This is a genomic window from Rhodopseudomonas faecalis, from assembly GCF_003217325.1.
Taxonomy (GTDB): domain Bacteria; phylum Pseudomonadota; class Alphaproteobacteria; order Rhizobiales; family Xanthobacteraceae; genus Rhodopseudomonas; species Rhodopseudomonas faecalis.
Genome location: NZ_QJTI01000015.1, coordinates 64,377 through 90,199 on the forward strand (window position 1 = coordinate 64,377; position 25,823 = coordinate 90,199).

The following is a 25,823-nucleotide window of genomic DNA, read 5'->3' on the forward strand; positions in this document are numbered from 1 at the left end:
CCTAGCCGTCACCTGCAAGCGCCGCCTGCGCGCGCGTGAGGGACACATCCGGGCTGCCTGAAGCATCGACCAGGGGCCAACTCAACGTGCCGAGATCATAGTTCTGCTGGCTGCGCGCCACCGCTTCGGTGGCGTCGGAGGCATCGCCGCTACGCTGCGCGATGCGCGCGATCCGGGTGGCGAGATCGGCGGTCAGGAACAGGCCGTGAAACGGCACGCCGGCCGCTTCGGCGACCTTGGCGATCGCCGCCCGTTCCGGCTCGCGCGCGAACACCGCATCGACAATCACCGAATGGCCTTGCGCCACAATGCGCGCGGCACGCTGCGCCAGCCCATTATAGACCGCGTCCGTCACCTCGGGCCGATAGGCATCGGCCCCGAGCCGCACCGTGTCGGCGACTTGGAAATGCCGCTTGCGCGCCACGTCGCTGCGCAGCACCACCGCGCCGGGCAGCGGTGCGATATCGGCGGCCAGCATGCGCGCCAAGAGCGACTTGCCGGTGCCGGACAGGCCGCCGATCGCGATCAGCCGCGGCGGTGCCGGCGCGATCAACCGGCAGGCGAGATCGAAATAGCTGTCGGACTGCGCTCGGATCGCGCGGCGCTGCGCCTCATCGCGTGTCGGCCGCGCCAGCAGCACATTGGCGCGGATCGCGGCGCGCATCGACAGCAGCAACGGCAGCAGCGAGAGCGCGCCGAGATGTTCATCGCCGGTGACCTCAAGGTAGCGGTTCAGCACCCGGCAGGCCGCGGCATGGCGCCGATAATGCAACAGGTCCATCAGCGCGAAGCCGAGATCATAGAGCACGTCGATCGACGCGATCACCGGATCGAACTCGATGGCGTCGAACAACACCGGATGGCCATCGATCACCACGATGTTTTCCAGATGTAGGTCGCCATGACAGCGCCGCACCTGGCCTTGGCTGCCGCGTTGTTGCAGCAACGCTTTGAGGCGCGGGAATGCGGCACGGCTTGCGTGATCGAGTTCAGCGGTTCGTTCGGCATCGAAACCGGCCGCGTTGAACGCGGCGGTGTTGCCGGCGATGATGCGTTCGATCGAGGCGATCCAGGGGGCGTCATCGGCGCGCGGCGCGCTGTGATGCGAGGCCGCGATCACATCGGCGATTTCCTGCAACAGCGGGTCCGGTAGCGCGTTCTGTTCAGCGAGATGATTGACGGTCTTGCGTTCGTCGAACCGGTTCATCTCCAGCAGCCACTCGACCACCTCGCCATCGCCATCGAGCGACAATTTGCCGTCAGGAGATTGCCGGACCGCGCGCAAGCCGCGATAGATTTTCGGCGCGAAACTGCGGTTGATCTCAAGCTCCTGTTCGCAAGCCAGCTTGCGGCGCGCCAGCGTCGAATAATCGAGATAGGGGTACTTCACCGCGCGCTTGATCTTTTGCGCGATCGCACCGGCCAGAAACACCACGGCGCCATGGGTATCGATTCGCTGCACCGTCACGTCGCCATGCGTCGCCGGATTCGCCAGCCAAGCGAATACGTGTTGTTGCATCTCGTCTGATGGAGTCGAAATGACAGGCCTCCGGGATATTACCAGGGGTGAATTGTGGCGATCGGCAGTCACCACTCTGGACTGCCAAACAGGAACCATAACTGCTGTATCAGCGACACACAGTATCGCAATCAGCGGTTGGTTTGACTTTGATCAATCCAATCAGACAAGCCGCAGTGTAGTGGACAAGTATAGATGAAGTTCACTGTCGGCGCAGGCGCGTGCCACGCTTGACCGGTGCAAAGCAAACGGCAGTTCATTGAGCCCGCATTTGTACAAGTTTCTCGAAGCCAATGTCGCAGGCTACATGACCCGATCAGTCACCTCGGTCAGCCGTGACCTGACGATGGGTGAGCTGAAGGAGCTTTTTAAGCGCGACGACTACAACGCCTATCCGGTGGTGGAAGATGGCCAGGCGGTTGGATTGGTGACGAAGTACGACTTCCTGAAGTGCTTCGCGTTCGCTCCGGTCCATATGGTGCCGCATTACGACGAACTGATGAACAAGACCGTCGGCGACGTGATGTCGCCCGACTTCATCTATGTGCACCCGGAGATCAAGCTGACGCGGGTGCTGCAATTGATGGTCGATCATCAGACCCGCAGCATCCCGGTGTTGGATAACGACCGTAAGCTGCTGGGCATCATCTCGCGCGAGGATGTGATCCACGCTCTGGCGGATTGCACCCGGCATTGAAGCCTTGAGCTTTGATAAGGTGACCGCTTGCGGTCGCTTTTTTGTTTCCCGCCTGCCATCACGATCTCGCCGGGTTGCGTCGAAACGCATCTCGACTTGGGCCTGCGCCCTTGTAGTATGGCTGCGGTTCGGCAGCGATTTGCTGCTGAAACCGAAGGCTTGATCGACTGTCGCTTCCCCGCGTCTCTACCGAGGTCCGATGTCGCATTACCGATTGAGCAGCCTGTTGGCGCCGCAGTCGCTGGCGCTGGTGGGGGCAAGCCCGCGGCCCGACTCGCTGGGACGGGCGATTCTCAACAACATCCGTTCGGGGCAGTTTCCCGGTCCGCTCGGCGTGGTGAACCCGCGTTATCCCGAAATCGGTGGTACGCCGACCGCGAAGAGTCTGAGCGAACTCGGCTTTGTTCCCGATCTCATCGTTATCACGGCACCGGCGCGCACCGTGCCGTCGATCATCTCGGAAGCGGGCAAGCTCGGCGTTGCCGGCGCGGTGATCATCAGTTCCGGTCTCGGGCGCGGCGCCGGTTCGTACGCCGAAGCGGCCAACCGGCTGGCGCGGGAATATGGCGTGCGTCTGGTGGGACCGAACTGCCTCGGTGTGATCGTGCCGGAAATGGCGCTCAATGCCAGCTTCGCCGCTCATATGCCGCGCGCCGGCCATCTGGCGCTGATCTCGCAATCGGGCGCGATCGCCGCCGGCATGGTCGATTGGGCGGTCGAAAAATCGATCGGTTTTTCAGGTCTGGTATCGATCGGCGAGCAGCTCGATGTCGACATCTCCGACCTGCTCGATCACTTCGCGCTTGATTACAAGACGCGGGCGATCCTGCTCTATGTCGAGGCGATCACCGACGCGCGCAAATTCATGTCGGCGGCGCGTGCTGCGGCGCGCGTCAAGCCGGTGGTGGTGGTGAAATCCGGGCGCATGGCGCAAGGCGCGCGTGCCGCCGCGACCCACACCGGCGCGCTCGCGGGCGAGGATTCGGTCTATGACGCCGCGTTCCGCCGCGCCGGCATGTTGCGGGTCTATGACCTGCGCGAATTGTTCGATTGCGCCGAAACGCTCGGCCGGGTCACCGCGCCGCGCGGCAAGCGGCTGGCGATCGCCACCAATGGCGGCGGCATCGGCGTGCTCGCGGTCGATCGGCTGGTCGAACTCGGCGGCATTCCCGCGGCGATTTCCGCGCCGACCATGAAGCGGCTCAACGCCGCGCTGCCGACCACCTGGTCGGGCTCGAACCCGATCGATCTGGTCGGCGATGCCGACGCCAACCGCTACGCCGAAGCGCTGGAAGCGCTGCTCGCCGATCCGGAAAACGACGCCGTGCTGGTGATGAATGTGCAAACCGCGATTGCCGGGTCGAGCGACATCGCTACCACCGTGGTGCGGATCGTCAACGAACACCGCGCCGCGCGCACGCCGGCCAAGCCGGTGCTGACGGCCTGGATCGGCGGCGACGACAGCATTTCGCGCATGTTCGATGCTGCCGCGATCCCCAATTACCCGACCGAAGACGACGCGGTGCGCGGCTTCATCCATCTGGTGCATTACCGCGAGGCGGTCGAGGCGCTCACCGAAGTGCCGCCGAGCATGCCCAAGGATTTCGTGCCCAATGTCGAGGTGGCGCGGCGCATCGTGGAAACGGCGGTCGATCAGGGGCGGCGCTGGCTCGATCCGATCGAGATCAGCGAGCTGTTCGGCGCCTACCAGATCCCGCAAGTGCCGATGCTGGCGGCGGCCGATGCCGATGAGGCCGCGGCATTCGCGGCCAAACTATTCGCCGACGGCCATACCGTGGTGGTCAAAGTGCTGTCGCATGACATTCCGCACAAATCGGACGTCGGCGGCGTGGTGCTCAATCTCACCAGTGTCGATGCGGTGCGCGCCGCCACCGCCGACATTCTGCAACGCGCCAAGGAAATGCGGCCGCGCGCGCGGCTGGCGGGCGTGATCGTGCAGCCGATGATCGTGCGGCCGAAGGCGCGCGAGCTGATCCTTGGTATCGCTGATGATCCGACCTTTGGGCCGGTGATCGCGTTCGGCCATGGCGGCACCGGCGTCGCGGTGATCGACGACAAGGCGCTGTCGCTGCCGCCGCTCGATCTGCAACTCGCCGGCGATCTGATCGCCCGCACCCGGGTATCAAAACTGCTGCGCGGCTATCGCGACGTGCCAGCGGCGCGGCTTGATGATATCGCGCTGACGCTGGTCAAGCTGTCGCAGATGGTGGTCGATCTGCCGCAATTGCGCGAACTCGACATCAATCCGCTGCTCGCCGACGAAACCGGCGTCTTGGCGATCGACTCGCGGGTGATGGTCGGCACGCCGTCGGTGCGCTTTGCCGGCCGCGGCAATGCGCGCTGCGCGGTGCGGCCCTATCCGTCGGAGTGGGAGCGCCATCTGGTCGTCAAGGACGGCTGGAAAGTGTTCGTGCGACCGATCCGGCCCGATGACGAACCGGCGCTGCAGGAGCTGCTGAAGAAGGTCACGCCGCAGGATCTGCGCTTGCGGTTCTTTGCGGTGATGAAGGAGTTCAGCCACGCCTTCATCGCCCGTCTCACCCAGCTCGATTATTCGCGCGCGATGGCGTTCGTCGCCATTGATGAGGAGACCGAAGAGGTGGCCGGCGTGGTGCGGCTGCATTCGGATTCGCTCTATGAGAATGGCGAATACGCGATTCTGCTGCGCTCTGACCTCAAGGGCAAAGGCCTGGGCTGGGCTTTGATGAGACTGATCATCGAATACGCCAAGGCCGAAGGCTTGCAGAACGTGGTCGGCAAGGTGCTGCACGAAAACACGGTGATGCTGGCGATGTGCCGCGCGCTCGGTTTCCAGATCAAGTCGAGCAAGGACGATAAGGATATCTGCGACGTCACGCTGCCGCTCGGCAACGATCCGGCGGAATAATAAAACAAGTGTCGTGCAAAAACAGTGAAGCCGCCGGAAACGGCGGCTTCACTTTTATGATCCGATGCCTTGGGGCAGGCGGCCCGCGCCGCTTACCCTTACAGGTGTGAGACGCCGACCACGCGGAAGGTGCGCATCTTGCCGCCATCCTTGATCGAAACGTACTCATCGAGCACGAACCGTTCGTCTTGGAAGTGATAGCCGGCTTCGTCGCCGTGCACCTCACCGGAAATATCATACTGGAACGCCCATGATCCGCCCGGGCGATGCACCAGATGGCCACGGCTTTCCGGCTCATTGGGGCGCTGGCGCGCGACGCGGCAGGCATCGCGGTGCTTCTTCCACTGATCGGGGTCGATGCGGCCCTCGTCATCGAGCGGCGCCACCATGATGTAGGCGACGTTCCATTCCCCCTCGGGATGGTCGGGCTCGCGCGCAAGTTCCAGCCTGATCCTGCGGAAGCACGACGGCAGCGACGTGTTGAGGATCGGCGGTGACGAGGCCTTTGTCATATTGGTTTCCTAATCTTCAGCCATCCCGCCATGAAACAACACGGCGAAACTAAACGCGATAGCTGAGCCTAGAAAACACAGTGAATATGGCGTTTGATCTGCGTCAAACAGCGGTGTTACCCCGCTCTTGTGGCGCCGCGATAACTCAACTAGCCTCTGTTGGGACGTGTGCGTTTGCTGGCGCAACGTGCAGAACTGGTGTGATAAATGGACGGACGCTTGGGCCTTGATGCTACGCTCGAGACCACCGTCAGCAGTGGCCGACTCGAATTGCGTCCCGCTGGAATCTGGACCGCAGGTAACGCCGCAACGCTGGAGCGGCTGTTCGATGAGGTGGCGCCACAGCTCGCGGCGGCGCGGACGCTGACCATCGATCTTTCGGCGGTGCAGGAAATCGACACGCTCGGCGCCTGGCTTTTGGAAAAGGCGTCGCGGCAGGCGGTGCAGCACGGCGCCAGTGCCGAACTGGTCGGGGTGACCGAGCGCCATGCCGGTTTGATAACTGAACTGCATCAGGTCAATCGCAAACAGCCCGGCACACCGCGGCGCGGCGGCGTCGTGCTCGATGGGCTGGAACGGCTCGGCCGCGCCACCTGGAACGCGCGGATCGAGGTCCTGGTATTTCTACAGATGCTGGGCGCGTTGGCGGTGGCGCTGCTCGGCGTGCTGCGCCGGCCACGCACGCTGCGCTTCACCTCGCTGGTCTATCAAGTGTACCGGGTCGGCTGGCAGGCGATCCCGATCATGGTGCTGATCACCTTTCTGATCGGCGCCATCATCGCCCAGCAGGGCATCTTCCATTTCCGCAAATTCGGCGCCGAGTCCTATGTGGTCGACATGGTCGGCATCTTGGTGCTGCGCGAGATCGGCGTGCTGATCGTGGCGATCATGGTCGCCGGGCGGTCGGGCAGCGCTTACACCGCCGAACTCGGCTCGATGAAAATGCGCGAGGAAATCGACGCGCTGTCGACCATGGATCTCGATCCGGTCGATGTGCTGATCCTGCCGCGGGTGCTGGCGCTGGTGATCGCGCTGCCGATCCTGAGTTTCATCGGCTCGATGGCGGCGCTTTATGGCGGTGGGCTGGTGGCCTGGCTCTATGGCGACATGAGCCCGGCGATCTTCATCGCGCGGCTGCATGAAGCGGTGTCGGTGACCCATTTCGAGGTCGGCATCATCAAGGCGCCGTTCATGGCGCTGGTGATCGGGCTGGTGGCGTGCAGCGAAGGGCTGCGCGTGCAGGGCAGTGCGGAGTCGCTCGGGCGACAGACCACCACTTCGGTGGTGAAGTCGATCTTCTGCGTGATTGTGCTGGACGGCCTGTTCGCCGTGTTCTTCGCTTCAATCGGGATGTGACGATGACCGCCGCCAGCGATCAGTTCGCGATCCGCGTCACCGATCTGGTGGTTGGTTTCGAGCAACAGACCGTGCTCGACCATTTGTCGCTGGACGTGCGGCGCGGCGAAATCCTTGGCCTGGTCGGCGCCTCTGGTGGCGGCAAATCGGTGTTGATGCGCACCATCATCGGCCTGATCCCCAAGCGCAGCGGCCAGATCGAAGTGCGCGGCCGCGATGATGGCGGGCTGCTCGGCGGCCACGCGCGCCGCGCCGCGGCCTGGGGCATCCTGTTTCAGCAGGGCGCGCTGTTCTCGTCGCTGACCGCGCGTCAGAACGTGCAGTTTCCGCTGCGCGAAAACCTGACGCTGTCGGACGCGCTGATGGACGAGATCGCCACCGCCAAGCTGGAACTGGTCGGGCTCGGGCCCGATGACTGGGACAAATTCCCCTCGCAATTATCCGGCGGCATGACCAAGCGCGTGGCATTGGCGCGGGCGCTGGCGCTCGATCCGGGCATCGTGTTTCTCGATGAGCCGACCTCGGGGCTCGATCCGATCGCCGCCGGCGATTTCGATACGCTGATCAAGACACTGCAGCAGACCCTGGGCTTCACCGTGTTCATGGTGACCCACGATCTCGCCAGCCTCAACACCGTTTGCGACCGCGTGGCAGCGCTGGCCGATGGCAAGATCGTCGCGATCGGTCCGATGGCGGAGCTGCTGCGTTCGGAGCATCCTTGGGTCAGGGCGTATTTCCACGGCAAGCGGTCGCAGATGCTGCGGCCAGCAAAGGACTAGGTGAGATGGAAACGCGGGCGCCATTCGTGATCGTCGGAGCCTTTGTGCTCGCCGCCATCGCTGCGGTGTTCGGCTTCGTGTTCTGGCTGCACAATTCCAGCGGGCTCGGCGCCCGCACCAGCTATCAGGTGCAGTTCAATGGCCCGGTGCCGGGGCTGCTGGTCGGCGCCGCGGTGCTGTTCAACGGCATCCGGGTCGGGGAGGTGACCGCGCTCGGGCTGGTGCCGGACAGTCCACGCCAGGTCAACGCCACCATTGCCGTCGATGCCGCCACCCCGGTGCGCGCCGACACCAAGGTCGGGCTCGATTTCCAGGGGCTGACCGGCGTGCCGGTGATCGCCTTGGAGGGCGGCAGCGCCACCACGCCGTCCGGCCAGCTGCCGACGCTGATCGCCGATCCGGGCGCCGGGCAGAGCATGACCCAGGCGGCGCGCGATGCGCTGCGCAAGGTCGACTCCGTGCTGTCCGAAAACGCCGAGCCGCTGAAGGAGACCATCGCCGGCCTCAAGGTGTTCGCCGACAGCCTGGCGCGCAATTCCGGCAAGCTCGACGGCATTGTCGCCGGCATCGAGCGCATGACCGGCGCCGACAAGCCAGTGGTGACCAAGGGCATCTATGACCTGAAGATCCCAAGCGACTTCCCGGCCGGTAAGCCGATCAAGGGCCAGCTCGCCATTGCCGAACCGAATGCGGTGGTGATGCTCGATACCCAGCGGCTGCTGTTCGCCCCCGGTCTGGAAGCGCCGGAGCTGGCCGGTTTTCAGTGGAGCGACGCCATTCCCAAACTGCTGCAAGCCAAGCTGATGCAGAGTTTTGAGGTCTATGACATCGCCCATGCCCCGATCCGGGCCTCGGACATGGTGCAGGCCGACCACCAGCTGGTGATCGATTTACACACTTTCCAGATTGGCGGCGATCAGCCGGAGGCGCAGATCGCGCTCGCCGCCAAAATTCTCGGCAAGGATGGCAAGGTGGCGGCGGCGCGGCTGTTCCAGGCGAGCCGCCCGATCAACAAGCTGGAGCCGCTGCCGGTGCTGGCGGCGTTCAACGACGCTTTTGCTGCACTTGCGAAGGACCTGGTGGGCTGGACCGCGGCGACGCTGTAGCGGCAAGGGGGCCGGCTGGCGCTATTCCAGGCTTTTCAAGAACGCCAGCAGGTCGTTAATCTGGCGCGGATCGAGTTCGAACGCGGGCATTTCCGGGTGGCCGGTATAGATGCCTTCCGCGAAGGCTTCCGCCAGCGTCTCAACTGGATACCGCCGATGCAAAGTGCGGAACGGCGGCGCGTCCTCGTTGCGGCTGGCCGAGCGGCGGTCGATGGCATGGCAGCGCGCGCAATGGGCCTTGGCAAACGCCTTGCCACGCCGTTCGGACGCAGAGGCGGCCAAAGCGCTGTTCGCTGTCACCAGCAGGAGAATCAGACAGGCAACAACGGTCCGCATCGGCTCAGTTCGCATTGTGGAAAGAAACTTTGGTCAAGTTGGAGTTCTGAAGTAGCGTTGCCTTCGGGCATTGATCTGTGTCAAGTTGGCTTGACAATTTGCCAACATATTAGCGATTACATGTCACCTATCAGGCAGGTCGATCCTGGCGCCGAACCACAGGGCAAGCCAACCGACTGATCTCGGAGTAACCATGCCGCACCTTGCGTTTCCGAACACGAATTGTGAGGAATTCCGCTGCAGCACCCATTGCTCAGTTCGCCCGCTCGCGATTTGCGGCGAACTCAGTCCTGAGGAGCACCAGGAGTTCGAGCGGCTGGCTCAGCACGTGCGTTACGCCCCCAAGGAGCCGTTGTTCTCCGAGGACGAGGTATCCGATTCCGTTTTCAGCCTGATTGAAGGCATCGCGCGGCTGTACAAGCTGCTGCCGGACGGTCGTCGTCAGATCATCGGCTTTGCGTTGCCGGGCGATTTTCTCGGCATGGCGCCGACCCCGCGCTACAGCTTCTCGGCCGATGCGATTGGTACCGTGGTGACGTGCCGGTTCTTTAAGGGACCTTTCAATCGTTTCATTGAGAATAAACCGCACATGCTGATGAGAATGAACGAGTTCGCCACCCGCGAACTCGGTCAAGCTCAGGACCAGATGTTGCTGCTCGGACGCCGTTCCGCTGAAGAAAAGGTGGCGGCATTCCTGGTGAGTTGGCGCGACCGGCTGGCTCGGGTGGAGGGGGTCACGAAGACGGTGACGTTGCCGATGGGCCGCCAGGATATCGCGGACTTCCTCGGCCTCACCATCGAGACCGTGAGCCGGACCTTCACCAAGCTGGAGCGGGAAAAACTGATCGTCATCGTTCCCGACGGCGTTCGCGTGTTGGATCCGAAGCGTTTCGACGCCCTGGCGGCGGCCTAAGCGCCTCATGACACGCAGCCTTCGAGACTATTGAAGGCTACGAACATGAGCGAGGGCCGGGCATTCCACGCAGAAGCCCGACATTATCTTTACGAGATTTTGGAATCGGCGCCGCAGGGTTCGCGCGCGGCGATCATCGTCAATCGCGGTATTGCACTGCTGCTGATTGTCAGCATTACCACCACCGTCCTGGAATCAGTGCCGGATTTGCGCGCCAGCTACGGCGCGCTGTTCCGCTGGGTCGAGTACATCAGCCTCGCGGCCTTCAGCATCGAATATTACATCCGCGTCTGGATTGCGCCCGAACATCTGCTCTACCGACAGATGTCGACCTTCAACGCCTGCAAGGCCTATGTGCTGAGCCCGCAGGGCATCGTCGATTTCTTCACCGTGGCGCCGCTGTGGGTGGCGTTGGTCGGCTCCGACGATCTGCGCGTGCTGGTGATCCTGCGCGTGCTGCGCGTCTTGAAGTTCGCGCGCTATTCATCCGGCATGCGCTCGCTGCTCGAGGTGCTGGAAAGCGAGCGGCGGGCTCTGCTGGCCTGTCTGGTGATCCTACTGTGTGCGACGCTGGTGTCGGCCACCGCGATGCATCTGGTCGAAGGTCAGATCCAGCCGGACAAGTTCGGTTCGATCCCCGAAGCGATGTGGTGGGCGGTGGTGACGTTGACCACCGTCGGCTATGGCGACGTGGTGCCGGTCACCGGGCTCGGCCGGATGATTGCCTCGTTCACCATCATCGGCGGCCTGATCATGGTCGCGCTGCCGGTCGGCATCGTCGCCAACGCGTTTTCAGAGATGATCCACCGCCGCGATTTCATCGTGAACTGGAACATGGTGGCGCGGGTGCCGCTGTTTTCGCATCTCACCGCCACTGACATCGCGCACATCATGCAATTGCTCCATGCACGGCAATATGAGCGCGGCGACATCGTGTTCCGGCGCGGTGAGCCCGCGCATTCGATGTATTTCATCGCCGAAGGCGAGGTCGAGATTGAACTCGGGCCTGAGCAGCGCGGCCGGCGCATCTCGCTCGGCTCAGGACATTTCTTTGGTGAAAGCTCGGTTTTGAAGCGGATGGAGCGCTCCGCCACGGTGCGCGCCGTCGGTCGGCTGCGGCTGCTGATGCTCGACGCTGAGGATCTGCGCGCACTGATCGCGCGCGAGCCCGGTATCGCCAAGAAGATCGACATGATCGTGCATGGCCGCGGTCAGACCATCGAGATGGACGACGCGGTCAAGGAAGCCACGGCCTCTTAAAGCTTTTGCCGTTCTGATTGAATCCGAACCGCAGCTCTATTACCAACGGAAATTGATACCAACCCATCCGCACGTCATGGCCGGGCTTCGTCCCGGCCATCCACGTCTTTGATCTTGCAGCGCTTTCAAGACGTGGATGCCCACGACAAGCGCGGGCATGACGATTCAATGGTAGGAGCCGTTGGTATAACTTTGTTCTGACGCGAGCTCTAACTTTGTTCTGAAGCGTTTTCTTGACGCGAAACCGGTGTCCGCCTCGCTCGACAACGCGATCAGCGGCGTGCGTTTCCAATTCTGGGACATTTATAGCAAGACGGATGACGCATCGCGTCGGCCATGGCCTAGCGCTTGCCGGCTCTTGAAGCTTGCACTCGCTGTTTGCGCTGCGTTGATCCTTGCGCTGATCTTGGCGCTGATCATCACCCGGGTTGGCTGATCAGCACATGATTACCGCTGAACGCCCATCATGGGCCGCATTTGTGGCGCGGGTCCTCATTGCCGTGGCACGATCAGGCTCAGCTCGATCAGCGGGTACGGGCGCGATCGCATGTGCCGCGACAGATCACGGACATCGACGCCGCGTGGGACGCGCGGGATCAGTCAACGTACTGATTATGTTGTCAAGTTTGCAGTGTGGAGGTGACGCTTGCCGCGTCGACACGCGCGCAGCGCGACATTCAGATGGGGCCAGCACCATCAATACCGTGAAGCCCCCTTCATGTGGGCGGTCGGGAGATCAGCATCCTGACGGATATCACCCGGCCGCTCCACATGGAGGCGCGGCTCTACGCGACGTGACAGCTGCGAGAGCAGGGCTCATCGCTGCTTGCTTCACAGCGACCGCCGATGCGGTACCCGAAGCTCAGGTCACGAGCAGCCGTTAGTCCAACAACGCGGGCCTTCGCCTTCGTTGTCTTGGCGCCGCAATCAGCGCTGATGGCCGAGGCCGATGCCGAGCTTGAGCGCCTTCTGGCGCAGCGAACCAACGGTGCGGTTCGTCAGCCGAGCAATCTCCGCGACCGGAGTGCGGGCCTTGGAGAAAGCGCGAAGCTCCTTCACGTCCTCCTTGGTGTATTCGCGGCGGGTGATCTTGCCCTTGGCGGCGGGCTTCGTCGCCTTGGCCTTAACAGTCTTGGTCTTCGCGGTCTTAGCCTTCGGGGTCTTAGCCTTCGGGGTCTTAGCCTTCAGGGTCTTGGCCTTTACAGTCTTGGCCTTCGCCGTCTTGGCCTTCGCAGTCTTGGTCTTGGCGGTTTTCGCCTTGGCGGTCTTCGCTTTCGCGGTCTTCGCCTTGGCGGTTTTCGCCTTCGCAGACTTGGCTGTGCTAGTTTTGGCCACTCGGTGCTCCTATCAATAAAGCGCCCTTCTACTACAGCAATTTCTGATCGACAACGCAAAATAGGTAAGCGTCGTTGGTACAAACGAACTAATCAGCGTGAGCGCGAGTACTACTACTAGCCAATCGGTCGAGCCGCTGCTGCTAATCGCGCTATGATTGCAAAGCCGCAAGCGTCCCGCTCAGCGCAATGCTAAGATGCGAAAATGCATTATGAATTTGGAAAGGATGTCGGTCGTTTCTGACGAGACGGCGCGGCGCGACCGCGCGCCGCATGGTTCCGAAGCTTAAGCGTTGAGTTGCTGGAACGAAAAAACCCGGCGGTTAGCGCCGGGTTGACCTCGGACCACTACGCAGTTCTGCGCGTGTCTTCGCTAAAACCGCGTCATAATATTCCTCGCGCTGTCGCTTGAGCAGCAATTGCCGCTCACGGAACGCCGCCACGCGGCGCGCGATCTCCGCGCGCTCGGACGCTTGCGGCTCGTTAGCGGCGGCTGCTTTGAGCAGCGGCGGCGTCGATGCCGGCCGTCCTTCCTGCTTGTGATAGGTGGTGCTCTCGGTGCTGCCGCCGGTGAGCTCGACGCGATGGTCGGCCTGATCGCGGTTCTCTCGGTGCTGCGACATACTCAATACCCACTGCTTTCCATTGTGTTCCGAATCAATTTCGTCGAACGGTGGTCGATGGGTCAATCAAAATGAAGGCATTTCATCTGATTGCCGCAGCGCGGTGGATAAGTCGAAGCCGTCGCGCGGCGTAAGATCGGTGCATGAGTGCGACGAATGCGTTGTTGTGCCGCGGCAGCGCGTTGATGCGCCGCACAGCCGCGCGTGAGGTGCAGCAGGGCGTCGCCTTGCAATGTTGCGGCGCTTGGTTTTCATTGCCGCGATTGCAGAGGCATGTGGTGAGCGCGCGCCCAGCGAAATTTCGTACGGCGGTGCTGATCACGTCCGATGGTGCGCAGCGCATCGCCAGATACCCGGCCGGTCGTTAAGGTCAGCTCGAGGCTGCCGCACCGGAACAATTTCAGGTACAGACGATTGATTCACTCAATGTCCACATGCGCAAGGTGTGATCAGCACGACGTAGTCAATGTGGATGTGGTGACAATCGTCGGTTGCGAACGTGGTCGAGTTCCCTCATTTTCTCCAGGCCGCTCGGTTGTCGCGCGTGTTCCTTGGCGCGGACGAGTGGTTTCGGGCCATCCTGATTGCTGAGTAGGCGCTCGTGGTTCGACTGGGCTTCATCATCGGCTTATTGGCGATCGTCGGCGGGCTGCTGTCGGGTTTGGCTGCGCATCGGGCCTACGATCAGGAGTTGACCATCGATCGCATCGCGCTCGCGCGCGCGATCGATATTCACGCCAGCCTGGTGCAGGACCGGCTCACCGAGCGCGAATTGCTGGGCCGCGTCGCGTCGGGGCTGTTTCGCACGCCCTCAGTGCTGCGGGCCGATATGCTCGAGCCGCTACGCAGCGCGATCTACGCTTTCAAGACTGACTTCGTGTCGGCCGGGTGGGTTCTGCGGCTGCGCCCTGATGAGATCGCCGAAGCCGAGCGGGTGCTGCGTAACGCCGGGTTCCCAAATGCTGCGATCCGCAATTCTCAAGGCCCGATCAAGGCGCCGGATGACAGTGCATCGTCGCTCGACGTGCTGATGGATGTTGAGCCGCGCATCAACGCTACCACCGAACAGCTCGGCCGCAGCCTGACCGATCATCTCCAGCTCGGACCGACGCTGGCGCGCGCGCTGCGCGAACGCAAGCCGGTTGCTTCCGATCCATTCGAGCTGCGCCATCGTAATGATACCATCGGGCTGGTACTGGCTGCCCCGGTTCAGCAGTCGGGCAGCGACGAGGCGATCGGTTTTGTGACGTTCAGCTATGAGCTGGCGCCGCTGATGCTGACCAATGATGACAACGCCATGTTCTCGGTGGCGCTGCGCGACCCGCGGGCCGCCGATCGCGAATTGATCGCCGACGATCGCGGCGTGGTCAGCGTGCGGGCGGTGCCCGCCGAAAACCCGCCGTCGGTGCTCCGGAATGAGCGGTTTGGCGGCCGCGACTGGATTCTGGCCTACTATCCCAAGACCAGCTCAGTGACGCGGGCTCAGAACAGCGCCATGCTCACCGCGGCGATCGGCATCGTGCTGACCATGCTGATCTGCGGGCTGTTCGGCTACATTTCTTATAGCAATCTGCGGCTGCGCCGCGAGATCGAGGTCCGGATCGGCTTCGAGCGCCGGCTCACCGCGGTGATCGATGAGCTCAATCATCGCGTCAAGAACATCCTCGCGGTGATACAGTCGATCGTGACCCGCACCTTGCGGCATGGCTCCGACGTCGATGTCGCCCGCGAATTGCTGATCGGCCGCATTCACGCCATGTCGAATGTGGTGTCGCTGCTCACCGACAGCCAATGGCAGGGCGTCAAGCTCAATGGCCTGCTGGATTCGCGCGCCGTGCCCCATGCCGCGCGCATCGCGGTCAACGGCCCGGACATCATGGTCAGCGCCCGCGCCGCGCAAAGCCTGGCCTTGCTGTTCTTCGAACTGGCGTCGCATGCCGACAGCGCGCCGCACGGCCAGCAGCCGAATGTGGTGGCGCAGTGGACAGTTACCGGCAGCGGCGACGACGCCCTGTTCCATTTCCGATGGGAAGAATTCAACAGCACCGCGGCAACGCGCCGCGAGGACAGCGAATTCGGCGTGATCCTGCTCGACCGCGTGGTGCCCGAGGCGCTCGGTGGTCAGGCCAAGCGCTATTTCACCGATGTCAGCTATGTCTATGAAATCACCGCGCCGCTGGCGACGGTGGTCGATCAGGGTGAACGCGAGCGCACCGGGCGGATCGCCGCGCCAGTCAAGCCTCGGCCTTGAAGGTCGCCGCACGCCGCTGTTGAACCATTGAGATCGATAGATGAGGGCAGGCCGCGGCTATTGCTGCTCGCTTGGAAGGACATGATGTGGCTGCTGGCGCCTCGCTGGCAGTCACGCCTTTGCTCTTGAGCTGCGTCACCGCTGCTCAAGAGTGCACTTTCCATCCGATTATTCGCAAACCCGGCATTGCCGACCGGGGCCTATCGCTTTCCAGCGCGGCAGCTTGATTAGCTGCCGCTGCTGCCGATCACCGCGCGAACGGTGTCATCGGGGCCAAAATCCTCAGCGCCCTCGACATAGAGCATGGCGCTGAGTTTCGAGCGCGCGCGGTTGACGCGGCTCTTGATGGTGCCGACCGCGCAGCCGCAGATCGCCGCAGCATCTTCATAGGAGAAGCCGGAGGCACCGACCAGGATCAGCGCTTCGCGTTGATCCTGCGGCAGCTTTTCCAGTGCGGCGCGGAATTCTTCGAATTCCAGATGCGCGTTCTGGCCCGGCTGCGATTTCAGCGTTTTGGCGTAGCTGCCTTCGGCATCCTCCACCTCGCGCCGCCGTTTGCGGTAGTCGGACCGAAACAGGTTGCGCAGGATGGTGAACAACCAGGCCGGCAGATTGGAGCCGGGCTGGAACGAGTCGATATTGGCGAGGGCGCGCAGCAACGTTTCCTGAACCAGATCGTCCGCCCGGTCGGCGTTACCGCTCAGCGAGATTGCGAAAGCGCGCAGGCTTGGCACCGCCGCCAGAATGTCGTCACGGAGCGCGTTGGTGAGAGGCATTAGTCCCTCCCTTCGATGTGGCCCGAAGTCGGCGTTTCGCCAGGAACGTCTAATTTGCGGATCAACTCCGCAAAACGATCGGGCACCCCCTGACGCACCACGTCATCATACATGGCGCGCAATTGGTGCCCGATGCGGGCCTGAATTTCCGGGTTCAGTCCGCCTTGCTTCGCCGGTGCCGGCGCTTTCTGAGCCTTGAAATCTTTCATGACAGGTCCATGTCTTTCCCCTGAAGGTGATATTTCCGGCGCCGGCAGTGATTTTTGCAGTTTTTACAAGCCGTTGCCGCTTCGCCTTGGGGGGCTAATGCAGAGCCGACGATAAAGTTCCAAAGCCTGGGAACTTTTCGGAGCCTTAAGCGTAGATAAGTTCGCTGAGAGCCGTTGCGATCCTGACGGTCTCAAAAAACCGCATGGAGTGGGGATGTCCCGATCACAGCTTGTTGCTGAACACTTGCCTTTGTTGCGCCGTTACGCCCGGGCCCTGACCGGCAGCCAGGCGTCGGGGGACGCCTATGTCGCAGCGATGCTCGAGGCGCTGCTGCAGGATCCGACGCTGCTGGATGAGCAGCACGGACCGCGCGTCGGCTTGTTCCGGCTGTTCACCCAGATCTGGAATTCGGTGTCGCTGAACGATGATACCGACGTGGTGACTCTGACGATGCCGCCCGAGCGGCGGCTCTCCAACCTCACGCCGCTGCCGCGCCAGGTCTTCCTGCTGTTGTCGCTGGAGGGTTTTTCCGAGGAGGAAGTCTCCTTCATCCTCAAGCTGGAGGTCGAGGAAGTTCGCCGTCTGGCCGAGGAGGCCGGCCGCGAGATGGCCGCCGAGATCGCGACCGACGTGCTGATCATCGAGGACGAGACCTTCATCGCCATGGACCTGGAGAGCCTGGTCAAGAATCTCGGTCACAGCGTCATTGGCGTTGCCCGCACTCACGCCGACGCGCTGGCGCTGGCGAAGAACCGTCGCCCTGGCCTGATCCTGGCTGATATTCAGCTTGCTGATGGCAGCTCGGGGCTGGAAGCGGTGAATGATTTGTTAAAGAGCTTCGAGGTGCCGGTGGTATTTATTACCGCTTACCCCGAGCGCTTCCTCACCGGCGAGCGGCCCGAGCCGGCGTTCCTGATCTCAAAACCGTTCCAGCCGGCGATGGTGTCGGCGGTGGCGAGCCAGGCGCTGTTCTTCCAGCGCAATTCGCGCAATCGCACCGCGCGCGCCGCAGTGTCGTGACGTGAACTGAACTTGGGCGGCTTGGTCGCTGTCACCAGATGAGTTTGGAAATCGGCGCTTCGGCGCCGATTTTTGTTGCGGCTTCTTTTTATTGAGGCTTCGATTGTTGGCGCCTTCGCAGCTGCACAATCGGCGGCTCACTGGGCGAGCGCCGCTAAGCCGGACGCGCGACCTGACTAATCCCACCTCGCCTTCAAAAGTTTGGGGCGCGACTGGCATCACCACAGTCGCGCCCCATTCTTTCGCCGGTCTCAGGGGGCAGGGGGACGACCGGCTGCGACAAAGACGCGCGAAAGCCCGAAACGTTCCTTACTATTTGGTTGACGTCTGCTCACACGAGCAAGTGATCAGCAATTTTCGTTGGAACCACCCGACCGTTCGTCACGTTGCCTCGACATATAGATGTGAGGCGTTCGAGACGACGGCCATGATGATCACGGCGACAACGAAGACAGCAAAACTGGTGTTTGGCGCAGCGGCGCTCGCGATCAGTTTCGGCGTCGCGCAGCTCGCAGCGGGTAGCGATTTGCGCCAGCCGCTTCAGGTTGATCTGCGGGCGGACCTGGCTACGCCGCCGTCGATGGCCGTGAATCGGGCCGCGAAAGCGGATCGCGTGACCATGGGCGTGATCGCTCCCGGTCTGACCTTTGCGGTTCGTCCGATCGATACCGCCGCTTCGTCCTATCTGGTGCGGATTCCGGTGGTGAGCGGCGAGGCGGCCCGCCCGGCGCCGACCCGTCCGGCTCAGATCCCGGCCGGCAAACCGATGGTGGCGTGCGAGCCGGTGGTGAGCGTGCTCACCGATATCGCCCGGCAATTGCCGCCCGGCCGCTGCGTGACCTAATCGAGATAGACCAAGCTAGAGCGAGCATCTTACGCTGAGCGCGCTAGGCTCACCGATCCAGGACATAGGACAAGCGGGCTAGGCCGAGAATGCTAGGCCGTCTTGGTTCGTGCGAAAGACCTAGGCTGGATGCCCCCCCGAGATTAGGCCAGCCGGTCTAGACCGAAAGCTCTCGGCCTATCGGCTTAGGCTGATCATCCTCATGCCAACCGGCATTCCAATCGCTCGATTTCGGACAGTTTAGGCTGAGCAGCCGAGGCTGCTTAGCCTAATCCGACTGGCCGCGACCGGATGATCGAGTCCATATGATCTAATCCATATGATCTATTCCACGGCCGTTTCGGCACGTCTTTGCCCGCGTTCGGATCATTTGTCGTCGCTGCCGGGCAGGTTGGGTGCGTCTTCGGGGACAAGGTGCTCTTTCAGCACCAACGCCACGATCAGCAGCGGTACCGCGAGGAAACCGCCCATCGGCCCCCACAGCCAGGTCCAGAACGCCAGCGTGATGAATACCGCCAGCACGTTCAAGGACAGCCGCCGGCCAATGATCGCCGGCGTGATGAAATGGCCTTCGACGAAGGTCAGCAGCGCAAAGCCGAAGGGAGCCATCAAACCGGAGCCGAGCGTTGGAAAGCTGACGATCCCGACCAAGGTCAGGATCACGAACATCACGAACGGCCCGATGATCGGCAGAAAATTCAGCATTGCCGCCAGCGCGCCGAGCGCCGCGGGATTGGGCATCCCGCTCAGCCAGCAGATCACTCCGGTAGCGATGCCATAGCAGAAATTGATGACCGTCACGGTCAGCAGATAGCTGCCGAGGCTGCCCTCGATCTCATTGAGGATACGCAGCACTCGCAGCCTGGTGTCGCGCTCCGCAAAGGTCATCACCATAGCGCGGCGCAGATCCTTCCAGCTGGCGATGAACAGCACCAGCGTCACCAGAAACAGCAGCGTTTCGGTCAGCGTCGGCGACAGGAATTCATAGGTCGGCTGCATCCATTCGATGGTCGGAAACTGGATCGGCGCGGAGATGTGGTCGGGACTGCCGAGTGCGGTCTGCATCTGCCGCCACATCGCGATCACGCCGTCGAACATCTGCAGCTTTTCTTTGAGCTTGGCACCGAGCTCGGGCAACCGGCCACTCCAATCGACCACTGGGGCTGCGATCAGCGTTACCATGAACGCCACCACCGCAAAGGCCAGCGCCACGATCAGCACCGCCGACAGCGCGCGCGGCACGCGGTGCAGCTCGAGCCGGCCGGCGGCCGGCGCCAGCATGGTGCCGACCACGAAGGCGGTGATCACCGGCAGGAAGAACGGTTTGGCGATGTAGAGCGATCCGATGACGATAATAATGACAAGAGCGACCAGCGCCACCGGCACGATTTCGGTGCGGCGGATCAGCGGCGGGATAGCTGAATTGCTGTCAGGAACGGGCGTGCCGACCGGATCGGATGGCATGATACGCAAACGTTGATCCCCATTATCGGCCCCGCCGCGTGATCGGCAACGTGATCGCCGCTGCAAAGTTCCGAGGGCGCGCGCGAGCGGCACAACCCGCCGGAACCGGCTGCCCGCGCCCGGCATTGGTGCTGTGCCGGCCGTTTTGAGCGGCTGCGATGAACCTTTCGGTCGATCGCGGGACAGATGAGAACAGGTGGAGGGCGTGAGATGAACGGGCAGCCAGGGAGAGCGTCACGACCCGGCCCGTCTTTGCCGACCTCCGCCGTGCTGGTCATCGCGGCGGCGCTGGCAGCGGCGCCGAGTGTGGCGCATGGCCAGGACTTCTTCTCCGCCTTGTTTGGCGGCTTCCAACCACCACGTCCGTCGGCCGCGCCGCTATCACTGCCGTTTGCGGTTGAGGGCGATCGCGCCCCGCGGCCGCAGGCGCGCAGCTCGGGCGGCGGCCAGGCCTATTGTGTGCGCACCTGCGACGGTCGTTATTTCCCGGTGTCGGGCGCCGACAATGCCAGCCGGGTCGAATCCTGCAACAGCCTGTGTCCGGCCTCCGAAACCAAAGTGTTTTATGGCGGCACGATCGATCATGCCTCCTCGGGCGGTCGCTCTTACAGCGATCTGCCCAATGCGTTTCGCTATCGCACCGAGATCATCAAGGGCTGCACCTGCAACGGCAAGGATCAGTTCGGCCTCGCCAAGGTCGAGATCGATGATGATCCCACCCTGCGCAAGGGCGATATCGTGGCCGGTGCCGATGGCTTGATGGTCGCGCGCCGCATCGACCGCCGCCGCGGCAATCTGGAATTGTCGCCCGCTGAGTCCTCGGGGCGCACGCAATCGGCCGCGCCGCGCGTGGTGGCCGCCGAGTAGCCACTGGCCCGCCCTCGTTCCCAGTCCGGAACCGATCAGTTCCTCAGCCGTTGAGCCGAGCGCGTGGCCTCGCGGCACCCGCGCGGTCCAGCTCACGCCGCTTGAGGAAATGGTTCGATGTCGCTGCTGATCGGTGTGCTGATTACCTTTCTGGTCGTCTTTCTGGTGCTCTATCTGATCAATCTGCTGCCGCTCGATGGCCGCGCCAAACAGATCGCGCGGGTGATCGTGATCATCATCGGCATCATCTCGCTGCTGAAATATCTCGCGGTGTTCTGATCGGTGGCCGTGAACGCGCTAGTCTGGAGCGACAGCCTTTTGATTAGAATCGTCATGCCCGCGCTTCTCGTGGGTATCCACGTCTTGAAGGCTACGCGATGAACAAAGGCGCTGCGTCCAACAAAAAAAGCCCCGGCATCGCGCCGGGGCTTTTGTGTCGATGGTGGAAGCCAGCTACTTCAGCGTCGAAAACCAGTCGTCGACGTCCTTGCGGACCTGGTCCTTGGCGTAGCCGTAGCGCTCCTGCAGCTTGCCTTCGAGTTGATCGCGGCGGCCTTCGATTGTGTCGAGATCGTCGTCGGTGAGCTTGCCCCACTTCTCCTTGACGTTGCCTTTGAACTGCTTCCAGTTACCTTCAACCCGGTTCCAATCCATCTTCGTCAACTCCTGTGACATTGATGGATGGGCAACGACGAAGCGGCGACAACGTTCCGGGCCGCGACAATGGTCACCGCGGCCCGCATGGTCAGTTCATCAAGCGGCAGCCTTCGCCTCGCGGCGGCGGGCGTGCAGGATGAATTCAGTGTAGCCATTCGGCTGCTCGCGGCCCTTGAAGATCAGGTCGCAGGCCGCCTTGAAGGCGACGCCGTCAAAACCCGGCGCCATCGGCTTGTACAGCGGATCGCCGGCATTCTGCTTGTCGACCACCGCGGCCATGCGCTGCAGCGACTCCATCACCTGATCCTTGCTGACCACGCCGTGGTGCAGCCAGTTGGCGAGGTGCTGGCTGGAGATGCGCAAGGTCGCGCGGTCTTCCATCAGGCCGACGTCATGGATGTCCGGCACCTTGGAGCAGCCGACGCCCTGGTCGATCCAGCGCACCACATAGCCCAAAATGCCCTGGCAGTTGTTGTCGATCTCCTGGCGCACGTCCTCCGGCGCCCAGTTCGACTGCGACACCGGAATGGTCAGGATGTCCGACAGTTTTGCGCGCGGTCCGCCCTTCTTCAGCTCCTGCTGCCGGGCGATCACGTCGACCTGATGATAGTGCAGGGCGTGCAGCGTGGCCGCGGTCGGCGAGGGCACCCAAGCGGTGGTGGCGCCGGCCTGCGGGTGGCCGAGCTTCTGCGCCAGCATGTCGGCCATCTTGTCGGGGGCGGCCCACATGCCCTTGCCGATCTGGGCATGGCCGGGCAGGCCACAGGTCAGGCCGATATCGACGTTCCAGTCTTCATAGGCCTTGATCCAGGGCTGTGCCTTCATCTCGTTCTTGCGGATCATCGGGCCGGCTTCCATCGAGGTGTGGATCTCGTCGCCGGTGCGATCGAGGAAGCCGGTGTTGATGAACACGATGCGCTTGCTGGCGTTCTGGATGCAGGCCTTGAGGTTGACCGTGGTGCGGCGCTCCTCATCCATGATGCCGACCTTGAGCGTGTTGGCCGGCAGGCCGAGCATGGCTTCGACGCGACCGAACAATTCGCAGGTCAGCGCCACTTCGTCCGGGCCGTGCATCTTCGGCTTGACGATGTAGACCGAGCCGGTGCGGCTGTTGCGGATCTTGCCTTGGCCCTTGAGATCGTGGATCGCGATCAGGCCGGACACCACCGCATCCAAAAAACCTTCCGGAATCTCGGCGCCGGAGGCATCGAGCACCGCATCGGTGAACATGTGGTGGCCGACATTGCGCATCAGCAGCAGGCTGCGGCCGTGCAGCGTCACGCCCTTGCCGTCCGCGGTCTGATAGCTGCGGTCGCCGTTCATGGCGCGCACCAGCGTCTTGCCGCCCTTGTCGAACTCGGCCGACAGCGTGCCCTGCAGCAGGCCAAGCGCGTTGCGATAGACCAGCACCTTGTCGTCGGCATCGACCGCGGCGACCGAGTCTTCCATGTCGAGGATGGTCGAGACCGCGGCTTCCAGCATCACGTCGGCGACGCCGGCGGCATCGTCCTTGCCGATCGGGTGGCTGCGGTTGATCTGAATGTCGATATGCAGGCCGTTATTGACCAGCAGCAGCGCGCTCGGCGCGGCGGCGTCGCCCTGGTAGCCGACGAACTGAGCGGCATTCTTCAGGCCGGTGGCATTGCCGCTCTTGAGCTTCACCGAGAGCTGGCCGGCGATCACGCTATAGCTGGTGACGTCGGTGTGGCTGGCAGTGGCCAGCGGCACGGCCTGATCGAGGAACGCCTTGGCCTTGGCGATCACCTTGTCGCCGCGCGCCTTGTCATAGCCCTTGGCTTCGCTCGGCTCGTGCGGAATGGCGTCGGTGCCATAGAACGCGTCATACAGGCTGCCCCAGCGCGCATTGGCGGCGTTCAGCGCATAGCGGGCGTTGCTGAGCGGCACCACGAGCTGCGGGCCGCATAGCCGGCTGATTTCCTCATCGACATTGGCGGTTTCGACTTCCACGGTCGCCGGCTCGGGCAGCAGATAGCCGATCTCCTTCAGGAAGGAGGTGTAAGCCTCAAGATCGACGGCTTTGCCCTTATTGGCGAGGTGCCACGCATCAATCTTGGCCTGCAGCGCATCACGGAACGCGAGCAGCTCACGGGCCTTCGGCGCCAGATCATTGACGATGGCGGCCAGCCCGGCAAATACGGCGTCTGGTGCGATCCCGGTGTTGGGAGCGGCTTCCTTGGTGATGAAGTCGAACAGAACGGGCGCAATTTTCAGGCCGTGGGCTTCGATGCGATTCATTTGATCTTCCAGCGAGAAATGGCACAAGCGGCGATTGAATGAGAACAAAGGGACCGCCTCCCTGAGCGGTCCCAGCGCCTATTTGCGCCAAACTGGCAACTTTTGGAAGGCCCCTGCTATCAGGGCAGCCGCCGCTCGTCGCCGCTCAGCCGTTCCAGCAGCACTTTGAGCAGAATGGTCAGCAGCGCGATCGCGGTCAGCGTGGTCGCCGCGGCAAATGCGCCCGCGACATTATAGTCTTGATACAAAAGCTCGATCTGCAGCGGCAGCGTGGTGGTCTGGCCGCGGATATTGCCGGACACCACCGACACCGCGCCGAATTCGCCCATCACGCGAGCGTTACAAAGGATCGCGCCATACAGCACCGCCCAGCGGATATTGGGAAGGGTAACCCGGACGAAGGTGGCAAAACCGGAGGCGCCCAGCGTCACCGCGGCTTCTTCCTCATCGGTGCCCTGTACCTGCATCAGCGGGATCACCTCGCGCGCCACGAACGGCGCGGTGACGAACAGGCTGGCCAGCACGATGCCGGGCAGCGCGAACATCACCTTGATGCCGAGCTGTTCGAGCAGCGGCCCGAACAGCCCCTGCGAGCCATAGACGAACAGAAAGGCAACGCCGGCGACGATCGGCGAGATCGAGTAGGGCAGCTCGATCAGCGCGATCAGCAGCGTGCGGCCGGGGAATGCAAATTTGGTGACGGTCCAGGCCGCGGCGAGGCCGAACACGATATTGACCGGCACCGCGATCAGCGCCGTGATCGTGGTCAGCAGCATGGCGTGCAGCGTGCCCGGGTCGCCAAGATTGCGCAGCAAGCCGGCGAGGCCCGGCGCCAGCGCCGAGCTAAAGATCAGCGCCAGCGGCGCCACCAGCACCAGCAGCGTCACGATCCCGACCACGCCCAGCACCACGCAGCGGGCGATCGGACCGGAGCCGACCGGGGCAGACATCAGATGTTTCGGCAGCGCGCGATCGGGCTTGGGCGTCATTGGCCGCCCCGTCCGAGATAACGCAGCTGCCAAGCCTGCACCGTGTTGGTGATGATCAGCATTACGAATGCCATCGCCAGCATCACGCAGGCGATCGCGGCGGCGGCCTGGTAGTCGTATTCCTCCAGGCGGATGAAGGTCAAAAGCGCCACGATCTCGGTCTTCATCGGCTGGTTGCCGGCGATGAAGATCACCGCGCCGAATTCGCCGAGGCTGCGCGCGAATGCCAGCGAGCAGCCGGCCAGCAGCGCCGGAAAGATCGAGGGCAGAATGATGCGGCTGAGAATCTGGAAGTCGCTGGCGCCGAGCGAGCGGCTGGCTTCCTCGACCTCGGTGCCAAGATCCTCGATCACCGGCTGCACGGTGCGCACCACGAAGGGAATGCTGGTGAACGCCATCGCGATCGCGACGCCGAGCGGCGTATAGGCCACTTGCAGGCCGAGCTGATCGAGCGGCGCGCCGAACCAGCCGTTTTTGGCAAATAGCGCGGTCAGCGCCAGCCCGGCGACCGCGGTCGGCAGCGCGAATGGCACATCGACCAGCGCATCCAGCAGCCTTTTGCCGGGAAACTGGTAGCGCGCCAGCACCCACGCCAGCAGCGTGCCGTAAATGGCGTTGAACAGGGTGGCGACCAGCGCCATCGTCACGGTCAGCCGGATCGCCGCCAAGGTACGCGGCGAACTGATGATGGCCCAGAACTGGGCCGGGCCGATGTCCGAAGCTTTTAGGATCAGCGCGCCGAGCGGCAGCAGCACGATCGCGCCGAGATACAGCACGGTGATGCCGAAGCTAAGCCCAAACCCTGGAATAACGCTGCGTGGCAAGGGAAACCTGATGCTATTAGACCTGATGCTGCGAGACTTGAACCTCACGGCGGTCAGCACATTGATGATGACGAAAACCGCTCCGCTGCGGCGAAGCAGTTCTCATGCGCAGTGTACGACGTTCTGGATTGCTTCGCTGCGCCCGCAATGACGGATTCAATTTCGTTGTCATTCCGGGATGCGCGCATTAGCGCGCAGGCCCGGAATCTCGATGGTGTGGCGAAGAGAGATTCCTGTATCTGCGGAGTGCTGGTGCACAGTCAGCGCGACGGAGGCCGCTCGGTAGATTCCCGGCCGATCATCTCGCCGTAACCCGGTGCGG

General features: G+C 62.9%; 25 protein-coding genes. 13 read left to right on the top strand and 12 right to left on the bottom strand.

Going from position 1 to position 25,823, the window contains the following annotated elements; genetic code table 11:
- Window position 1: 1 nt before the first annotated feature.
- Complete coding sequence (locus tag BJ122_RS12770) at window positions 2–1,519, bottom strand: bifunctional aminoglycoside phosphotransferase/ATP-binding protein (protein WP_110781376.1); 1,518 nt, start codon at window positions 1,517–1,519, stop codon at window positions 2–4.
- A 271-nt stretch (window positions 1,520–1,790) separates the two neighbouring features.
- Between BJ122_RS12770 and BJ122_RS12775 the strand changes: the two genes are divergently transcribed.
- Window positions 1,791–2,216 (top strand): CBS domain-containing protein, encoded by a 426-nt coding sequence (locus BJ122_RS12775; RefSeq protein WP_181418949.1) that lies wholly within the window; start codon window positions 1,791–1,793, stop codon window positions 2,214–2,216.
- Window positions 2,217–2,415: 199 nt separating this feature from the next.
- The gene (locus BJ122_RS12780; protein WP_110781377.1) at window positions 2,416–5,124 is read left to right on the top strand and encodes a bifunctional acetate--CoA ligase family protein/GNAT family N-acetyltransferase; all 2,709 of its coding nucleotides are present in this window, start codon (window positions 2,416–2,418) and stop codon (window positions 5,122–5,124) included.
- A gap of 98 nt (window positions 5,125–5,222) precedes the next feature.
- Here the strand turns inward: BJ122_RS12780 and BJ122_RS12785 are convergent, their stop codons facing one another.
- Window positions 5,223–5,636 carry a hypothetical protein gene (locus tag BJ122_RS12785; RefSeq protein WP_110781378.1) on the bottom strand — a complete coding sequence of 138 codons (414 nt, stop codon included), beginning with the start codon at window positions 5,634–5,636 and terminating at the stop codon, window positions 5,223–5,225.
- A gap of 207 nt (window positions 5,637–5,843) precedes the next feature.
- Here BJ122_RS12785 and BJ122_RS12790 point away from each other — a divergent pair, with 207 nt between their 5' ends.
- Genes BJ122_RS12790 through BJ122_RS12800 form a run of 3 tightly spaced genes read left to right on the top strand, consistent with a single transcriptional unit; the run spans window position 5,844 to window position 8,877 of the window.
- Window positions 5,844–6,992, top strand: a complete 1,149-nt coding sequence (locus BJ122_RS12790; protein ID WP_110781379.1) for an ABC transporter permease — start codon at window positions 5,844–5,846, stop codon at window positions 6,990–6,992.
- 2 nt (window positions 6,993–6,994) lie between these two features.
- Window positions 6,995–7,771, top strand: coding sequence for an ABC transporter ATP-binding protein (locus BJ122_RS12795; RefSeq protein WP_103011168.1), 777 nt, complete (start codon window positions 6,995–6,997; stop codon window positions 7,769–7,771).
- 5 nt (window positions 7,772–7,776) lie between these two features.
- The gene (locus BJ122_RS12800) at window positions 7,777–8,877 is read left to right on the top strand and encodes an ABC-type transport auxiliary lipoprotein family protein (RefSeq protein WP_110781380.1); all 1,101 of its coding nucleotides are present in this window, start codon (window positions 7,777–7,779) and stop codon (window positions 8,875–8,877) included.
- 21 nt (window positions 8,878–8,898) lie between these two features.
- Here the strand turns inward: BJ122_RS12800 and BJ122_RS12805 are convergent, their stop codons facing one another.
- Window positions 8,899–9,213 (bottom strand): c-type cytochrome, encoded by a 315-nt coding sequence (locus tag BJ122_RS12805; protein ID WP_110781381.1) that lies wholly within the window; start codon window positions 9,211–9,213, stop codon window positions 8,899–8,901.
- Between the two features lie 193 nt (window positions 9,214–9,406).
- Between BJ122_RS12805 and aadR the strand changes: the two genes are divergently transcribed.
- Window positions 9,407–10,126, top strand: a complete 720-nt coding sequence (aadR, locus tag BJ122_RS12810) for a transcriptional activatory protein AadR (RefSeq protein ID WP_027276437.1) — start codon at window positions 9,407–9,409, stop codon at window positions 10,124–10,126.
- Between the two features lie 45 nt (window positions 10,127–10,171).
- Window positions 10,172–11,386 (top strand): cyclic nucleotide-gated ion channel, encoded by a 1,215-nt coding sequence (locus BJ122_RS12815; RefSeq protein WP_110781382.1) that lies wholly within the window; start codon window positions 10,172–10,174, stop codon window positions 11,384–11,386.
- A gap of 927 nt (window positions 11,387–12,313) precedes the next feature.
- Here the strand turns inward: BJ122_RS12815 and BJ122_RS19635 are convergent.
- Window positions 12,314–12,721 carry a hypothetical protein gene (locus tag BJ122_RS19635; protein ID WP_245407722.1) on the bottom strand — a complete coding sequence of 136 codons (408 nt, stop codon included), beginning with the start codon at window positions 12,719–12,721 and terminating at the stop codon, window positions 12,314–12,316.
- 322 nt (window positions 12,722–13,043) lie between these two features.
- Window positions 13,044–13,409, bottom strand: coding sequence for a hypothetical protein (locus BJ122_RS19640; RefSeq protein ID WP_245407723.1), 366 nt, complete (start codon window positions 13,407–13,409; stop codon window positions 13,044–13,046).
- A gap of 77 nt (window positions 13,410–13,486) precedes the next feature.
- On the opposite strand from BJ122_RS19640, the gene BJ122_RS19030 reads away from it, so the two are divergent.
- A complete protein-coding gene (locus BJ122_RS19030) occupies window positions 13,487–13,711 on the top strand; it encodes a hypothetical protein (protein WP_146227189.1) in 225 nt (74 codons plus the stop codon).
- Between the two features lie 233 nt (window positions 13,712–13,944).
- A complete protein-coding gene (locus tag BJ122_RS12840; protein WP_110781384.1) occupies window positions 13,945–15,594 on the top strand; it encodes a CHASE domain-containing protein in 1,650 nt (549 codons plus the stop codon).
- Between the two features lie 227 nt (window positions 15,595–15,821).
- On the opposite strand, the gene BJ122_RS12845 is transcribed toward BJ122_RS12840, so the two are convergent.
- The gene (locus BJ122_RS12845; RefSeq protein WP_027276442.1) at window positions 15,822–16,370 is read right to left on the bottom strand and encodes a sigma-70 family RNA polymerase sigma factor; all 549 of its coding nucleotides are present in this window, start codon (window positions 16,368–16,370) and stop codon (window positions 15,822–15,824) included.
- Window positions 16,370–16,579, bottom strand: coding sequence for a NepR family anti-sigma factor (locus BJ122_RS12850; protein WP_027276443.1), 210 nt, complete (start codon window positions 16,577–16,579; stop codon window positions 16,370–16,372). Before BJ122_RS12850 ends, BJ122_RS12845 begins: the two co-directional genes overlap by 1 nt.
- A 214-nt stretch (window positions 16,580–16,793) precedes the next feature.
- On the opposite strand from BJ122_RS12850, the gene BJ122_RS12855 reads away from it, so the two are divergent.
- Both BJ122_RS12855 and BJ122_RS12860 read left to right on the top strand, forming a co-directional pair.
- The gene (locus BJ122_RS12855) at window positions 16,794–17,600 is read left to right on the top strand and encodes a response regulator (RefSeq protein WP_110781385.1); all 807 of its coding nucleotides are present in this window, start codon (window positions 16,794–16,796) and stop codon (window positions 17,598–17,600) included.
- A 427-nt stretch (window positions 17,601–18,027) separates the two neighbouring features.
- Entirely contained in the window at window positions 18,028–18,444 is a 417-nt protein-coding gene (locus BJ122_RS12860; protein WP_110781386.1) for a hypothetical protein, read from the top strand.
- Between the two features lie 366 nt (window positions 18,445–18,810).
- Here the strand turns inward: BJ122_RS12860 and BJ122_RS12865 are convergent, their stop codons facing one another.
- On the bottom strand, window positions 18,811–19,908 hold the full coding sequence (locus tag BJ122_RS12865; RefSeq protein WP_430694783.1) for an AI-2E family transporter: 1,098 nt from the start codon (window positions 19,906–19,908) through the stop codon (window positions 18,811–18,813).
- Window positions 19,909–20,160: 252 nt separating this feature from the next.
- On the opposite strand from BJ122_RS12865, the gene BJ122_RS12870 reads away from it, so the two are divergent.
- Entirely contained in the window at window positions 20,161–20,775 is a 615-nt protein-coding gene (locus tag BJ122_RS12870; protein ID WP_245407724.1) for a DUF2865 domain-containing protein, read from the top strand.
- A gap of 117 nt (window positions 20,776–20,892) precedes the next feature.
- Complete coding sequence (locus tag BJ122_RS12875; protein WP_103011156.1) at window positions 20,893–21,054, top strand: Thivi_2564 family membrane protein; 162 nt, start codon at window positions 20,893–20,895, stop codon at window positions 21,052–21,054.
- Between the two features lie 174 nt (window positions 21,055–21,228).
- On the opposite strand, the gene BJ122_RS12880 is transcribed toward BJ122_RS12875, so the two are convergent.
- The 4 genes from BJ122_RS12880 to cysT form a co-directional block, all read right to left on the bottom strand.
- Entirely contained in the window at window positions 21,229–21,429 is a 201-nt protein-coding gene (locus BJ122_RS12880) for a CsbD family protein (protein ID WP_027276448.1), read from the bottom strand.
- Between the two features lie 99 nt (window positions 21,430–21,528).
- Window positions 21,529–23,688: a malate synthase G gene (locus tag BJ122_RS12885; protein WP_110781389.1), complete on the bottom strand. Its 2,160-nt coding sequence runs from the start codon at window positions 23,686–23,688 to the stop codon at window positions 21,529–21,531.
- A 119-nt stretch (window positions 23,689–23,807) separates the two neighbouring features.
- Window positions 23,808–24,677 carry a sulfate ABC transporter permease subunit CysW gene (cysW, locus tag BJ122_RS12890; RefSeq protein ID WP_110781390.1) on the bottom strand — a complete coding sequence of 290 codons (870 nt, stop codon included), beginning with the start codon at window positions 24,675–24,677 and terminating at the stop codon, window positions 23,808–23,810.
- Entirely contained in the window at window positions 24,674–25,501 is an 828-nt protein-coding gene (cysT, locus tag BJ122_RS12895; protein WP_110781391.1) for a sulfate ABC transporter permease subunit CysT, read from the bottom strand. The genes cysW and cysT overlap by 4 nt, the downstream gene beginning before the upstream one ends.
- Window positions 25,502–25,823 lie beyond the last annotated feature (322 nt).